Below are 14,795 nucleotides of genomic sequence, written 5' to 3' on the forward strand. Positions count from 1 at the left end.
CTTATCTCGCCCTTTCTTTTTTTAAACTGCAACCGGAATGTTTTTAATCTGCTCATGCGTCTCATAATCGATCAGTTTTACATCATCTCTCGTAAAATCATAGAAATCTTTTACTTTCGGATTCAGCCAGAACTTCGGTGCCGGAAGCGGTTCTCTTGCGATCAGTTCTTCTATTACCGGCACGTGTCTGTCGTAAATATGCGCATCCGCGATCACATGTACCAGTTCTCCGGCTTCCATATCACACACCTGTGCCAGCATATGCACAAGCACCGCATACTGGCAGACATTCCAGTTATTTGCTGTCAGCACGTCATTCGATCTCTGATTTAAAACAGCATTCAATGTCAGCTTATCGTGTCCTTCCTTCTTCGTCACATTAAATGTCATACTGTATGCACAAGGATAGAGATTCATCTCATGAAGATCCTGATGTACATATATATTTGTCATAATTCTGCGGCTGTACGGATTATTTTTTAAGTCATAAATCACACGGTCAACCTGATCAAACAGGCCTTCTTTATACTGATGCTTCACGCCAAGCTGATATCCGTATGCTTTGCCGATTGAGCCATTCTCATCTGCCCAACTGTCCCAGATATGACTGTGCAAGTCATTGATATTATTCGATTTCTTCTGCCAGATCCACAAAAGTTCATCCGTGCAGCTCTTGATCGCTGTTCTCCTGAGCGTCAGAGCCGGAAATTCCCTTGACAAATCATAGCGGTTCACCACTCCAAATCTTTTAATTGTGTAAGCCGGCGTCCCATCCTCCCATTTCGGACGGACCTTTTCTCCCCTGGTATCTGTGCCATTGTCGATGATGTCACGGCACATATCTATAAAAACTTTGTCTGCATAACTCATAAAAATGTATCCTCCTTGCAAGCTGTCTTTTTCATATTAACATGAAAATATTATAAAAAAAAGAGAAACGTCGCAATTTGCGTTCCTCTTTTAAGCCTATACATCTCAGGCTCTTTTATTCCTGATATCCTGCTATATGCTATATATTATATTAACCACAACATTCAACGAGAACATTTTCCAGTGCATTTGCACTTGCACTGTGTGTACGCTCCACACGGATATTGTAACGCTCTGCTTCTTTCAACGCACAGTGTACCATTTTATGTGCCACTGTTGAAGTAAACAAAATGATCAGATCCGGCTGACCGATCTGTGTCTTCAGATTGCCCGCCATTCTGGTAAATACTTTTGCCTTACATTTATATTTCTTGCAGATCTGTTTATACTGATGTTCCATTCTTTCATTTCCGCCTATAATAACAACACTCATCGATTTGTCCCCTTTCTTGCTGTCTTTTGTCTTATGCTACAATTTCCCGAATTGTCTTTCCTGCCAGAAATTCATTTACTGCACAGTCCTTTGCCTTATCGTATGTCCAGAATGTAAGTTTTGCTTTTTCCGGATCATGATATACTTTCCAATATCCACAAAAGAGACTGTCCTGTCCTTTATGCTCAATAAAGCCTCTGACATCTTCCAGTGGATAGTTAAGGAAAATTCCGATTTCATGAGGAAATTCAATCTCATTTTTTGAATGTTCCCGTACTCTTAACGAAAGTCTTTCCAGCACTTTTTCCAGACTGTTTTCTTCATAACCGTAATCAGCAAGGAACGTCTTCACTTCCGGTTGTTTCAGATATGTTTTTAACTGTGCCGGGCGATATAACAACACTAGGTATTTGTCTCTGCAAAATGTAAGTGCACGGTAACAGATTCCCGTTCCATTAAGAAGCAGATGCATATTTCTCATATCCTCTCTGCGGACATTCGTAATACAGGCTACTTTATATCCTTTGAACAATGGGGCACATTGCAGGATTAACTGAAACTGTAATCTCTTCCAACTATTTTTATCTGCTAACATACATGCTACAACTTCCACTGGCATTTTGGAGTTCCCGCCTTTTCTTGTTTGATTTTGATTTTGATTATCATTTACATTTACTAATTTATCATACATGTATTAAAATTACAAGGAGACTTATTCATACCATTTTCTCATTAAGGAGGAACAAAAAGGTCCATGCTTTATTTTTGCATGAACCTTAATAACTTATACTTTATAAAATTTTCTTTCTGCCTCGATTCTTACATTGTCATCTCATCTTTGGGAAGGAAATATTTTAATGCCACTTCATTTGTAGCCGCATCAGCCAGGTTGATACAACTGTTTCCCATACGGTCAATCAAATGAAGAATATTCGTAAATGGTGTTGTCAGACTCGCTTTACATTTTCCTTTGTTGACACGCTGGATATGGGATTTTCGCATCATAATATCCAAATTGACAATCTTGTCTTTGCGCTTCATCAGCTTTTCAAGCTCTACTGTTGTATCACCGCGTAATGCCTTTGTCGCTGAATCAAACATCTTCTCCAGAGTTTTCAGACATTTTGCAAGTTCATCCATCGCTTCCTGTGAATATTTATACTGGTTTGTTTCTTTTTCTTTCATAGATAATGCAATTCCGGCACTTAAATTACCGATTCGTTCCACATCTCCCAGCACATACATCAGTCCCGCTGTCTGGGATGCCTGCTGTTCGGTCAAAAGTCCGGAAGAAAATAATCCTGCCAGATAATCTGTGATTTTATCTGTGAGCTTTGTTACTTTCGCACTCTCCTCCTGTATCTTATCTACACCTTGCATCTGATTTTCTTTTACGACAGTCACCGTATCATGCAGAACTTTTTTCACCTGATCGCTCAGATGTAAAATCTCTTTTGCGACAAGCTGCAGCGCTGCTGCCGGCTGATTTTTCACATTCTCATCCAGATATAATGTCTCAAACGGATCTGATTCGGTCTTCCTTCCATCCGGAATCAGGAACATAACAATCTTCACCATCACTCCAATCAGGCATACCCAGATCAGTGTCATTGTAATATTAAAACAAGTATGCGCATTCGCAATCTGTCTGGAAATCACTTCCACTTCCGGTCCTTTTGGTGAAATAAAACGGATCAGTGTAGCATATGGTTTCACAAACCATATAAATAAAAAACTTCCTGATATATTAAAAATGCAATGCGCCACGGCTGTTCTCTTTGCATCTTTCGTCTGTCCTATACTTGCAAGAAGTGCCGTGATCGTTGTTCCGATATTGTCTCCAAGCAGGATCGGAATCGCACCAGTAAGTCCAAGAATACTTGTCATACCGTCTGGTCCTGCCTGTGCTGCAAAATTCTGTAAGACTGCGATGGTTGCACTACTACTCTGTACGACCAGCGTCATTAATGTACCTACTCCCACTCCAAGAACCGGAATATGTTTTACACTTGCAATAAGTTGTGTAAACATCGGACTGGATGCCAGCGGTTTCATGACGTCTCCCATTGTCTCAATTCCAAGGAATAACAGACCGAATGCAAATATCGTCTGTCCTATACTTTTTGCTTTTTCTGATTTTGCAATAAATGCAATGATAAATCCCACAAAAATAATGATATATATGTAATCGCTGATCTTAAATGCAATAATCTGTGCCGTCATGGTTGTTCCGATATTTGCACCAAATATAATAGAAATTGCCTGTGGCAGGTTCATAAGTCCTGCACTGACAAATCCGATTGCCATGACCGTTGTGGCGCTGCTGCTCTGCAGAACTGCCGTTGTAAGCGCTCCGGCAAGCACACCGAGAACCGGATTCTTTGTCAGTAATGCCAAAATACTTTTCATCTTCTCTCCAGCTGCTTTCTGCAGACACTCGCTCATCATATTCATTCCATAAATAAAGATTGCAAGTCCCCCCAGCAGACCAAATACAATCTGCATATTTTCATTCATATTGATTTCTCTCCTTTTTGCTGTACAATTTACTATCGTTGCTATTTTAGCGAATGCACATGCAAATCAGATGAAATCTATGTTAAATCTATGTAAAGTCAGCTCATGTATTACAGAAAAACAATAAAAAAAGCCGGCCTCTAAGGCTCGGCTATATTATACAGTACACGATCCAGCATCTTTTTCAATGCTTCTACTTCTTTTTTATTCATTCCCAGTGTCAGCATCTTATCCAGTTTCTTCCGGTCTGTTTCCATCCTCCTCTGAATATCATATGCTTTCTCAGTCAGGTAAATGTTCTTGCAACGCTTATCTTCGTTGCTCGGTACTACAAGGATAAATCCTTTTTCATCCAGTCGTTTCATAAGTCCTGTCACAGTCGGATTACGCAGACTCAGCGCTTTTTCAATATCTCTCTGGGTTACATGCTCTTTTCTGCTTGTAAATAAATAATCCAGCACCGCACACTGTGAAGCTGTGATTCCCAGCGTACGTAGTTTGCGGTTAAATTCTTTTTCGTAAATTGTGCTGATCTGCTTAAACAAAAATCCAAGCGTCGTTCTCTCCCGCATCTTATGTTTCCCTCCTCATGAACTTCCCGGCTTTCTTATAAATATATCCGACTTTTAATACTCACGAATCACACTGCTGATTTCCTGTGTCGTATCCATCTCTCTTAAATGCATCAACGCATCCTGCATATGATACTCTTTTACTGCTTCCGTTACGATAACAAGTTCAGCGACTCCGTCTGTAATGACCTTCTGGATCACTTTGGAAATGCTGACTTTGTGCTCACCGAACATGCTGGCGATTCGTGCAAGAACGCCCGGTTTGTTTGTTACCTGCATGCGTACAAAGAATTTATTTTTCACATCATCTGAACTCTTGACCGGTGTATTCTTGTAGCAGGTACAGCTGATTCGTCCGGTACATGAGAACTGGATATCGCGGATAATGTCGATCACATCTCCCATAACAGCACTGGCTGTTGGAAGCTCTCCGGCGCCTCTTCCGTAAAACATCGCATCATCTAATGCATCTCCGTGTACAAAAACCGCATTAAAGGAATCTCTGACAGATGCAAGCGGATGATTCTTCGGCAGCATCATCGGATAAACTGCAACCTCAATACCATCTTCTCTGTTATGTGCCACTCCGAGAAGCTTGATCACACTGCCAAATTCTTTTGCATATGCGACATCCTTCGCAGATATCTTTGTAATTCCTTCTGTGTATACATCGTCAAATACAACTCTGGAATGAAATACAATGGAAGCTAAGATTGCAACTTTTCTTCCAGCATCCAGACCTTCAACATCCGCAGTCGGATCTGCTTCCGCATATCCAAGCTCTGTCGCTTTTGCCAGCGCTTCTGAAAAGTCCATGCCATCCTCAAACATCTTTGTCAGGATGTAGTTTGTTGTTCCGTTCACGATACCGATCACTTCATCAATCTCATTCGCTGCAAGACACTGTTTCAGCGGACGAATGATCGGGATACCGCCTGCAACAGCCGCCTCAAAGAGGAAATCAACCTGATTTTCCTGTGCTGCATCCAGTAATTCTCTTCCGTGCACTGCCACCAGATCTTTATTCGCAGTCACTACATTCTTCCCTGCGCAGAGTGCTTCCAGAATCATCGTCTTCGCCGGTTCGATTCCTCCCATTACTTCAATCACAATAGAAATCTCCGGGTCTTCTACTATTTCTTTCCAGTTATCTGTCAGAAGAGAGGCATCTACGCCTTCTCTTTGTTTGTTCATATTATGTACGAGGATTCTTGTAATCTCAAGATTCGCTCCTGATTTTTTTACCATTTCTTCTTTCTGTCTTTGAACCAGTTTATAAACACCGCCGCCCACGGTTCCTAATCCGAGGAGTGCTGCCTTTATTTTCTTACATTCTGCCATATATCCCTACCCTCATTCTTTCCTGTATTTTTATGACGTCTTTACAGACATCACAATCAATTTTATTATAGCATTATCTGGTGGATATAGTCAAAAATGTTCTATAATAACATCTTTTTATCATTGCATGTTTTATAAGCATTTGCGAAAATTAGAAAATTCAAAAAACTTTTTTTAAAAAAGTGTTGACAAAAACTAATTCACGTAGTATAGTATGTATTGTTCTGAGGAACACATAACACAGAACAACAACTTAAGATATGCGACAGTGGCTCAGTTGGTAGAGTACGACCTTGCCAAGGTCGGGGTCGCGGGTTCGAACCCCGTCTGTCGCTCTTGAAGAGGAATTGCAGTTTGCAGTTCCTTTTTTGCATATACGGTGAACCCAAGTACAGATTTTTGCTTGCACTGTATTTGACGAATGTGCCTCATCGAGCTCGCATTGTCCCGGAGGCTATTATTTATAATAGAAAATACAATTTCTTGTTATATAAAAAACTGCAGCAAGATGTCCATAACCAGACACCTTGCTGCAGTTTTTTATAATTCTGAATATTTACAGAATATCAATATATTCTCCTGCCAGCGCTTTATTCATACTGCGGACTGCGCAGAATTTTCCACACATACTGCATGTATCGCTGTGGTCATCTTCCGGACTTCTGCTGTCACGGATTGCTCTTGCTGTATCAGGATCCAGTGCGCATGCATACTGTGCTTCCCAGTCAAGCTTTCTTCTCGCGTCACCCATCTTATCATCAATATCTCTTGCTCCTCTGACACCTTTGGCAATATCAGCCGCATGTGCTGCGATCTTGGAAGCAATGATTCCCTGTTTTACATCATCAACATTCGGAAGTGCCAGATGTTCTGCCGGTGTTACATAACAGAGGAATGCAGCTCCGTTCATAGCAGCCACAGCGCCACCGATAGCGGCAGTAATATGATCATATCCCGGTGCGATGTCTGTAACGAGAGGTCCTAATACATAGAACGGTGCTCCCATACAAATACTCTTCTGCACCTGCATATTTGCTGCGACCTGATCAAGCGGCACATGTCCCGGTCCCTCTACCATAACCTGGACATTGTGATCCCATGCACGCTTTGTCAGTTCGCCAAGGCGTACCAGTTCTTCGATCTGGCATACATCCGTTGCGTCTGCCAGACATCCCGGTCTGCATGCATCTCCCAGAGAAATTGTAACATCATACTCTTCGCAGATGTCCAGGATCTCATCATAATATTCGTAGAACGGGTTTTCTTCTCCAGTCATGCACATCCACGCAAATACAAGACTTCCACCACGGCTTACAATGTTCATTTTTCTCTTATGCTTTTTGATCTGCTCAATCGTTTTTCTTGTGATTCCGCAATGCAGCGTTACAAAATCTACCCCGTCTTCTGCATGCATACGGATAACATCTACAAAATCTTTTGCTGATAAAGTAGCAAGGTCTCTCTGATAATGGATCACACTGTCATATACCGGAACTGTACCGATCATAACCGGACATTCACTTGTCAGTTTGCGGCGGAATGGCTGCGTATTTCCGTGGCTGGACAGATCCATGATCGCCTCTGCGCCAAGATTTACCGCACTCATGACCTTTTCCATCTCAATGTCATAGTCTTTACAGTCTCTGGAAACGCCAAGATTGACATTAATCTTTGTACGGAGCATACTTCCTACCCCTTCCGGATCCAGACAGGTATGATTCTTGTTTGCACAGATCGCTACCTTTCCTTCAGCAACCAGTTTCTGTAATTCTTCTACTGTCATCTTTTCTTTTTCTGCAACTTTTTCCAGTTCTGGTGTAACAATTCCCTTTCTTGCCGCATCCATCTGTGTTGTGTAATTTCTCATTGGATCATCCTCCTGTAAATAAAATCTTTTTTCTGCCATGTAAGCATGGCGCATTTTCCTATTCCATAAAAAAAACGCTTCTGCCACCGCAAAAAACGTTTTCGTATAAAAAGAGATGCGCAGGCATCTCTTCTCTTCCGTAATTCTTCCCTACGTTGGCATTATCCAAATCAGGTTATAGGTCGAAACAAATTATAGTTTCCTCTCAGCCAGCTTTGTACCAGCTCCCTGTAACATTAAATTGTATATTTAATTATAGTTTTGCTCTCTGTAAATGTCAACCTAAAATATCTTCGTTGTCCATTTGCTCATGTCCCAGACTTCCTGCACGACATCTTTATAAAATTCCGGTTCATGACAGATTAAAAGAATACTTCCGCGGTATTCCTGAAGTGCTTTTTTCAGTGCATCCTTGGCGTCTACGTCCAGATGATTGGTCGGCTCATCCAGAAGCAGAAAATTCGTGTCACGGTTGATCAGTTTACAAAGACGGACTTTCGCCTGTTCTCCACCACTCAGAACACGGACCTGACTTTCGATATGCTTTGTCGTAAGCCCGCATTTTGCAAGCGCAGAACGCACTTCATACTGTGTAAAAGACGGAAATTCTTCCCATAACTCTTCGATACAGGTATTTTTATTCTCCCCTTTTACTTCCTGCTCAAAATATCCAAGTTCCAGATTCTCTCCCAGTTCACATTCCCCTTTCAGAGAAGGAAGCAGTCCGAGAATACTTTTAAGAAGTGTTGTCTTTCCAATTCCGTTCGTTCCGACAAGAGCAATTTTCTGTCCCCGTTCCATCGAAAAATTCAGTTTTTTCGATAATGGTTCATCATAACCGATCACAAGATCTTTTGTCTCAAAAAGCATTTTTCCCGGCGTGCGTCCATAACGGAAATGAAATTCCGGCTTCGGCTTTTCTGCCGCAAGCTCGATCACATCCATTTTATCCAGTTTTTTCTGTCTGGACATTGCCATATTTCTTGTCGATACACGCGCTTTATTCCGTGCCACAAAATCTTTCAGCTCACTAATCTCCTGCTGCTGTCTGCGGTATGCTGCTTCCAGCTGTGCCTTCTTTACTGCATAAACTTCCTGAAAATGGTCATAATCGCCCACATAACGGTTCAGTTCCTGATTTTCCATATGATAAATAATATTCACCACATCATTGAGAAATGGGATATCGTGCGAGATCAGTATAAATGCATTTTCATATTCCTGCAAATAGCGTTTCAGCCATGCAATATGTTCTTCATCGAGATAATTGGTTGGCTCATCCAGAAGCAGAATGTCTGGTTTCTCCAGCAATAATTTTGCCAGCAGAACTTTGGTGCGCTGCCCGCCACTTAAGTCTGTAACATCCCGGTCTAATCCAAGATCCAGAAGTCCCAGCGCTCTTGCCACTTCTTCTACCTTTGCATCAATTGTATAAAAATCATGCAAAGTCAGCTCATCCTGAATTGTTCCAAGTTCTTCCATTAATTCTGCCATCTGTGCATCATCTGCTGTGCCAAGCAGATCACAGATCTCATTCATGCGGATTTCTTTCTGCAGAAGACTGTCAAATGCAGATTTTAGAACTTCCCGGATTGTCATGCCTTTTTTCAGCACCGCATGCTGATCCAGATATCCAGCATGTACGTTTTTCGACCATTCTACTTTTCCTTCATCCGGCGTCAGTTTTCCAGTCACAATGTTCATGAATGTAGACTTTCCTTCTCCATTGGCTCCTACCAGCCCGATATGTTCACCTTTTAATAACCGAAAAGAAACATCTGAGAAAATGGCTCTGTCTCCAAAGCCATGTGTCAGATGTTCCACGTTTAATATACTCATAGAAAATCTCCTACCCCTCCAGCAGCATTGCGATCGCTGCCGGGTCTTCCTCAGCCGAAGCCTGCACGCACAGCAGTACGTCCTGGACATACGACTGTGCGAAATCAAGCGAGCCGGCAATTTCTATTATTGTTTTGCCTTCTTTATATAATGCAAGAATCTGTTCGATTTCTTTTATCTTCTCTCTGAGTGTTTCATCAGCAATAGATGGATGTTCCATATACTCTCTACTCCTGTTCCTGGGCATTTTCTTCCACTTCAAGTCCCAGCTCATCTAACTGCTTTGCATCAACCGGTGACGGAGCTTCTGTCATAAGATCAGATGCGTCTTTTACTTTCGGGAATGCGATCACATCACGGATGCTGTCCTGCTTTGCCATAAGCATAACAAGACGATCCAGTCCGTATGCCAGTCCTGCGTGCGGCGGAACTCCGTATTTGAATGCTTCAAGCAGGAATCCAAACTGCTCTTGTGCCTGCTCCGGTGTGAACCCGAGAACTTCAAACATCTTGCTCTGAATATCCTGATTGAAGATACGTACACTTCCTCCACCGATCTCGTTACCGTTCAGCACAATATCATATGCCTTTGCGCGAACTCTTCCCGGATCACTGTCAATGTACTGAAGATCTTCTTCCATCGGCATAGTAAATGGATGATGCATCGCTGTAAAGCGGTTCTGTTCATCGTTCCACTCAAGTAATGGGAACTCTGTTACCCAGAGGAATTTGTACTCATTCTTATCCAACAATTCCATCTGACGGGCAAGTTCCAGACGCAGTGCACCAAGAACATCCCATACAACTTTATTTTTATCTGCTGCAAACAGAAGTAAGTCTCCATTCTCTCCACCCATTGCCTGGATCAAAGAAGCCTGCTGCTCTTCTGTCATAAATTTGGCGAATGAGGATTTTACAGTTCCATCTTCGTGGATTGCAATATATGCAAGTCCTTTTGCGCCATAGTCTTTTGCAAAATCAACCAGTTTGTCAATTTTCTTTCTTGCCATGCCACCCTGTCCTTTGGCGTTGATGCCACGGACAGTTCCGCCATTTTCAATCGCACTTTTAAATACAACGAAATCAAAGTCTTTTACAACTTCTGTTACGTTCTGAAGCTCCATTCCGAAACGGATATCCGGCTTATCAGAACCGAAACGATCCATTGCTTCCTGCCATGTCATTCTCTGAATCGGCAGTGATACTTCAACACCAAGAACTTCTTTAAATAATTTTGCGAGAAGACGTTCATTTACTTCAATTACATCATCTACGTCAACAAAAGAAAGCTCCATATCAATTTGTGTAAATTCCGGCTGACGGTCTGCTCTTAAGTCCTCATCACGGAAACATTTTGCAATCTGGAAATAACGGTCACATCCGGAACACATCAAAAGCTGTTTGAAAAGCTGTGGTGACTGCGGGAGTGCATAAAAATGTCCCTGATGCACACGGCTTGGTACAAGATAATCTCTTGCTCCTTCCGGTGTACTCTTGATCAGGATCGGAGTCTCAATCTCCATAAATCCTTCTTCTGCGAGAAACTGACGGGTTAATGTCGCAACTTTGCTTCGCATCATCAGGTTCCTCTGCATATCCGGTCTTCTCAGATCCAGATATCTGTATTTCAGACGAATCTCTTCTTTTGTCTTTGAATTTTCTTCAATCTGGAACGGTGGTGTCTCAGACTCGGAAAGTACACGTAATTCTTCTGGAATGATCTCAATCTCTCCGGTTGCCAGATTTTTATTAACTGCGCCGGAACGTTTTTCCACTTTACCTACAACAGCTACTACATATTCCGAACGAAGCTTCGCGGCCTTTTCGATCAGCGCTGCATCCGTCTTGCCTTCTTCGCATACAACCTGAATGATTCCGGAACGGTCTCTGACATCAATAAATACGAGACCTCCTTTGTTACGGTTTTTCTGTACCCAGCCCATGATTGTCACAGTTTCACCTGCATTCGCTGCAGATAACTCGGCACATCTATGAGTTCTTTTTAATCCCTGCATTGATTCTGCCATGATCCTTCTCCTTTTCTTCTCTATATTCTACAGACGGTCTGCGTAGCAGTCTACAATATCTGCATAGCCTTCCCCTGTAAGCTGTTCTTTCTGGAACTTCTTGTTTTTCTTCATATTAACGATCAGTACCTGTTTTCCTTCTTCTCTGTCTTTTTTCGCCATTGCAAGTACTTTTAACATACTTTCTTTTGGAAGCTTCTTCTCCAGAAGGTATGCCTTTTTCTCTTTTGCTGCCGGAACTTTGTATCCATTTTCCAGAAGCAGCATAACGATTCTCTCAAATCCGATAGAGAATCCGCATGCCGGCGTATCCTGTCCGGTAAATTTACCGATCATCCTATCGTATCTTCCGCCACCTGCTACGGAACCTCCGAAGTCATCCATTGTTACTTCAAAGATTGTTCCTGTATAATAAGACTGTCCACGCACCAGTGTCGGTGTAAATTTCAGATTAAATTCGCACTCTTTTGCCTCTTCCACACTTGACATGATCAGTTCCATACTCTGTGCAGTCTCCTCCGGCAGATATTCTCCTAACTTTTCTTTCAGATAATGGATTCCTGTTACATCTGCGCTTACTTCATCAAAAAGTTTCAGATATGTCTCTACGTTTTCTTTTGCATAGCCCATCTCGATCAGCTCATTTTCTACACCTTCTGCACCGATCTTGTCCATCTTATCTAAAATAATGAAAACTTCATCGTAATCTTCCTCTTTGAATCCGCTGTATGCAGCCATTGCTCTTAAAATTCCACGATCATTGATACAAACTGTAAAATTCTTGAAATCCAGCTTGCCAAGCATTGCTGTTGTCGCAAGGATCAACTCGATCTCTGCCAGTGCAGATGCTTCACCTAAAATATCAATATCACACTGCATAAACTGACGAAAACGTCCTTTCTGCGGACGGTCAGCTCTCCATACATTACCGATCTGCAGCGCCTTGAAAGGTGCCGGAAGTTCATTGGAATGGTTAGCATAATATCTTGCAAGCGGAACTGTCAGATCATAACGCAGACCTCCGTCTGCCAGATCATTTTCCTCTTTTGCCTGATCAATCTTTAACTTCTCGCCTCTCTTCATAATCTTGAAGATCAGCTTCTCATTATCTCCGCCCTGCTTGCTGCACAGATTTTCAATATGCTCTACACATGGTGTCTCCATTGACGTAAATCCAAAACTCTTGTAAGTCTTTTTAATAAGACCGATCAGATAATCACGGATCTCCATCTCTGCAGGAAGGATGTCCTTCATGCCGGTAACCGGTTTCTTCTTTAATGCCATAGCCATTCTCCTTTTCGTTCTATCATTTCATCAATCCTCTGGATATACGCGTCGATTGCTTTTACATTCTCCAGCCGAATCAGATTTGTTTCTTTTTTCTTTTTGCTGCCCTGTACCGGCACCGGGTTCTTTAATACGATCTTCGTCGATGCGCCTGCACCTGCAGCGATAATGGATTGTTTTTCTTCCATAATAAGTATATTGTAAATTCCGGCTTTGTCAACCTTTGCATAACCTACATTTTCAAAATTTCCGGCAATATTCTTCTGCCGGTACAAATAATATGGCAACAGTCCCATCTCTTTTGCCACGCGTCTTGCTTCATCTACCATCTCTTTTGTATCTGGGCCGACAGAAGGTTTTTCATCAGACCGTCCCATCTTTGCAGCACGCTTGATTGCAAGAGAATGTACTGTCAGGCTGTCCGGTTCCAGTTCTTTAATCTGTGAAAGCGTATCTTCCATATCCGCAAGTGTCTCACCCGGAAGTCCTGCGATCAAATCCATATTAATATTGTCAAATCCAAGACTTCTTGCCGTATGATATGCATCACGGATCTGTGAAACAGTATGTTTTCTGCCAATCAGATCCAGCGTTTTCTGCTGCATTGTCTGCGGATTAATAGAAATCCTGCTGATTCCATGCTCCGCAATTACCTGTAGCTTTTCCGGTGTAATACTATCCGGTCTGCCAGCCTCTACGGTATATTCCAGAAGATGCTCTCTTGAAAAATATGTATCGATACAGTCTAACAGTCTCTTCAACTGTCCGGCAGTTAGTGTAGTCGGTGTACCTCCGCCAATATAAATCGTATTTAATTTCTTCTCCACGGATACCTTTCCGATGTAAGCAAGTTCTTTGCACAGTGCATCTAAATATGCTTCCACACTGTCTTTCCAGTCAAACAGTGCGCCTGAGCTAAAGGAACAGTAGCTACAGACACTTGGGCAGAATGGAATTCCGACATACAGACTGTATCCATTTTCATAATCCAGTCTGTCAAGTAATTCTTTCTCCCGGTTTGCGATTTCCCATGCAAGAATAGTTTTCTCTTCACTCGCCAAATTTTCTTTTTGAAACCACTGGACAAAAGCGCCTTTATCCATTCCTTCTTCCAGTTTTTTCATAGCGATTTTTGTCGGACGCACTCCGGTAAGGACACCCCACGCAAGGGAACGTCCGGTTATTTCTTTCAGTTTTCTGTATAATGCACGATCAAGTTCCTTCTTTGTCAGTTCTTTTTCTCTGGAAATGGCAAGCCTGCTTCCATTCGGGAGAACCGCCTCTACATAATTAGAGGCTTTTTCGTCCACCCGGGCCACCATGTTCCCGGCTGGATAAAAAGCCTTCATAATATGATACGCATTATACGTGTATGATTCGTTACAACATATAATTTCCATCATCTTTTCTCCCATCCATCTTACACATATGGATTGTGTGTTTTCTCATGTCCGATCATCGTCTCTCCCATATGACCCGGGTACACATGTGTCTCATCCGGTAAAAGGAATAATTTTTCTCTTACAGAACGGACGATCGCCGATGTACTGCTGTTTTCAAAATCTGTACGTCCGACAGAATTCTGGAATAGTGTATCACCGCTGAACAGCACATTCTCAGATTCTACATAGTAACAGCAACATCCCATCGTATGACCCGGTGTGTGGATCACCCGGAAATCATATCCGGCAAATGTAAGAACGTCTCCGTCCTTCACAGTCTTCGCTCCGGCAAATGTATAACCATTGGTATAAGTCAATGACTGGTTCAGTCTTGCATCCGTCAAAAGATCCGCATCATGTTCTTCTACATAGACAGGAACATCATAAACTTTCTTAAAATCATCAATCCCCATTATATGGTCAAAATGTGCATGTGTCAGCAGAATTGCTTCCACCGTAATATTCTCTTCTTCGATATAATTCTTCAGAGCTCGCGGAAAAGCAGCCAGATCAACAATGACCGCATGCTTTGTCTCTTCATTTATCACAAGATAACAATTCGTGCTGATAATACCTGTTACAAATTTTTCTATTTTCATT

At 42.1% G+C, this 14,795-nt stretch carries 13 protein-coding genes, 1 tRNA gene and 1 riboswitch; of the genes, 1 reads left to right on the forward strand and 13 read right to left on the reverse strand.

The features are described from left to right. Positions 1-21: 21 nt before the first annotated feature. The 6 genes from thyA to H8S07_RS00850 all read right to left on the reverse strand — a co-directional run bounded on the left by thyA (position 22) and on the right by H8S07_RS00850 (position 5,733). Positions 22-870, reverse strand: coding sequence for a thymidylate synthase (gene thyA / locus H8S07_RS00825; RefSeq protein WP_021861537.1), 849 nt, complete (start codon positions 868-870; stop codon positions 22-24). A gap of 151 nt (positions 871-1,021) precedes the next feature. After that, complete coding sequence (locus H8S07_RS00830; protein ID WP_117538343.1) at positions 1,022-1,303, reverse strand: DUF2325 domain-containing protein; 282 nt, start codon at positions 1,301-1,303, stop codon at positions 1,022-1,024. 31 nt (positions 1,304-1,334) lie between these two features. Beyond that, positions 1,335-1,922, reverse strand: a complete 588-nt coding sequence (locus H8S07_RS00835) for a DUF3793 family protein (protein WP_021861539.1) — start codon at positions 1,920-1,922, stop codon at positions 1,335-1,337. 200 nt (positions 1,923-2,122) lie between these two features. After that, the gene (locus tag H8S07_RS00840) at positions 2,123-3,820 is read right to left on the reverse strand and encodes a Na/Pi cotransporter family protein (protein ID WP_117538344.1); all 1,698 of its coding nucleotides are present in this window, start codon (positions 3,818-3,820) and stop codon (positions 2,123-2,125) included. A gap of 140 nt (positions 3,821-3,960) precedes the next feature. Then, on the reverse strand, positions 3,961-4,392 hold the full coding sequence (locus H8S07_RS00845) for a MarR family winged helix-turn-helix transcriptional regulator (protein WP_021861541.1): 432 nt from the start codon (positions 4,390-4,392) through the stop codon (positions 3,961-3,963). Between the two features lie 54 nt (positions 4,393-4,446). Then, a complete protein-coding gene (locus H8S07_RS00850; RefSeq protein ID WP_118287826.1) occupies positions 4,447-5,733 on the reverse strand; it encodes a homoserine dehydrogenase in 1,287 nt (428 codons plus the stop codon). 262 nt (positions 5,734-5,995) lie between these two features. On the opposite strand from H8S07_RS00850, the gene H8S07_RS00855 reads away from it, so the two are divergent. After that, positions 5,996-6,068, forward strand: a tRNA-Gly gene (locus tag H8S07_RS00855). A 221-nt stretch (positions 6,069-6,289) separates the two neighbouring features. On the opposite strand, the gene thiC is transcribed toward H8S07_RS00855, so the two are convergent. The 7 genes from thiC to H8S07_RS00890 all read right to left on the reverse strand — a co-directional run bounded on the left by thiC (position 6,290) and on the right by H8S07_RS00890 (position 14,794). Further along, the gene (gene thiC, locus H8S07_RS00860; RefSeq protein WP_021861543.1) at positions 6,290-7,600 is read right to left on the reverse strand and encodes a phosphomethylpyrimidine synthase ThiC; all 1,311 of its coding nucleotides are present in this window, start codon (positions 7,598-7,600) and stop codon (positions 6,290-6,292) included. Between the two features lie 130 nt (positions 7,601-7,730). After that, positions 7,731-7,842: riboswitch (TPP riboswitch) on the reverse strand. Positions 7,843-7,882: 40 nt separating this feature from the next. Continuing rightward, positions 7,883-9,439 (reverse strand): ABC-F family ATP-binding cassette domain-containing protein, encoded by a 1,557-nt coding sequence (locus tag H8S07_RS00865; protein ID WP_021861544.1) that lies wholly within the window; start codon positions 9,437-9,439, stop codon positions 7,883-7,885. A 10-nt stretch (positions 9,440-9,449) separates the two neighbouring features. Continuing rightward, positions 9,450-9,659: a hypothetical protein gene (locus H8S07_RS00870; protein WP_021861545.1), complete on the reverse strand. Its 210-nt coding sequence runs from the start codon at positions 9,657-9,659 to the stop codon at positions 9,450-9,452. A gap of 7 nt (positions 9,660-9,666) precedes the next feature. Beyond that, positions 9,667-11,466 (reverse strand): aspartate--tRNA ligase, encoded by a 1,800-nt coding sequence (aspS, locus tag H8S07_RS00875; RefSeq protein WP_186855224.1) that lies wholly within the window; start codon positions 11,464-11,466, stop codon positions 9,667-9,669. 27 nt (positions 11,467-11,493) lie between these two features. Further along, on the reverse strand, positions 11,494-12,756 hold the full coding sequence (hisS, locus tag H8S07_RS00880; RefSeq protein ID WP_117538347.1) for a histidine--tRNA ligase: 1,263 nt from the start codon (positions 12,754-12,756) through the stop codon (positions 11,494-11,496). Further along, a complete protein-coding gene (gene hemZ / locus H8S07_RS00885; RefSeq protein ID WP_186855225.1) occupies positions 12,741-14,156 on the reverse strand; it encodes a coproporphyrinogen dehydrogenase HemZ in 1,416 nt (471 codons plus the stop codon). Before hemZ ends, hisS begins: the two co-directional genes overlap by 16 nt. Positions 14,157-14,173: 17 nt before the next feature. After that, on the reverse strand, positions 14,174-14,794 hold the full coding sequence (locus tag H8S07_RS00890) for an MBL fold metallo-hydrolase (protein WP_186855226.1): 621 nt from the start codon (positions 14,792-14,794) through the stop codon (positions 14,174-14,176). Position 14,795: the final 1 nt, after the last annotated feature.

The sequence above is a fragment of the Dorea hominis genome, from assembly GCF_014287705.1.
Lineage (GTDB): Bacteria > Bacillota > Clostridia > Lachnospirales > Lachnospiraceae > Dorea_D > Dorea_D hominis.

Bases quoted from the DNA above. Each gene is read 5' to 3' on its own strand.
- thyA (WP_021861537.1), bottom strand. From the start codon at position 870: ATGAGTTATGCAGACAAAGTTTTTATAGATATGTGCCGTGACATCATC.
- H8S07_RS00830 (WP_117538343.1), bottom strand. From the start codon at position 1,303: ATGAGTGTTGTTATTATAGGCGGAAATGAAAGAATGGAACATCAGTAT.
- H8S07_RS00835 (WP_021861539.1), bottom strand. From the start codon at position 1,922: ATGCCAGTGGAAGTTGTAGCATGTATGTTAGCAGATAAAAATAGTTGG.
- H8S07_RS00840 (WP_117538344.1), bottom strand. From the start codon at position 3,820: ATGAATGAAAATATGCAGATTGTATTTGGTCTGCTGGGGGGACTTGCA.
- H8S07_RS00845 (WP_021861541.1), bottom strand. From the start codon at position 4,392: ATGCGGGAGAGAACGACGCTTGGATTTTTGTTTAAGCAGATCAGCACA.
- H8S07_RS00850 (WP_118287826.1), bottom strand. From the start codon at position 5,733: ATGGCAGAATGTAAGAAAATAAAGGCAGCACTCCTCGGATTAGGAACC.
- thiC (WP_021861543.1), bottom strand. From the start codon at position 7,600: ATGAGAAATTACACAACACAGATGGATGCGGCAAGAAAGGGAATTGTT.
- H8S07_RS00865 (WP_021861544.1), bottom strand. From the start codon at position 9,439: ATGAGTATATTAAACGTGGAACATCTGACACATGGCTTTGGAGACAGA.
- H8S07_RS00870 (WP_021861545.1), bottom strand. From the start codon at position 9,659: ATGGAACATCCATCTATTGCTGATGAAACACTCAGAGAGAAGATAAAA.
- aspS (WP_186855224.1), bottom strand. From the start codon at position 11,466: ATGGCAGAATCAATGCAGGGATTAAAAAGAACTCATAGATGTGCCGAG.
- hisS (WP_117538347.1), bottom strand. From the start codon at position 12,756: ATGGCTATGGCATTAAAGAAGAAACCGGTTACCGGCATGAAGGACATC.
- hemZ (WP_186855225.1), bottom strand. From the start codon at position 14,156: ATGATGGAAATTATATGTTGTAACGAATCATACACGTATAATGCGTAT.
- H8S07_RS00890 (WP_186855226.1), bottom strand. From the start codon at position 14,794: ATGAAAATAGAAAAATTTGTAACAGGTATTATCAGCACGAATTGTTAT.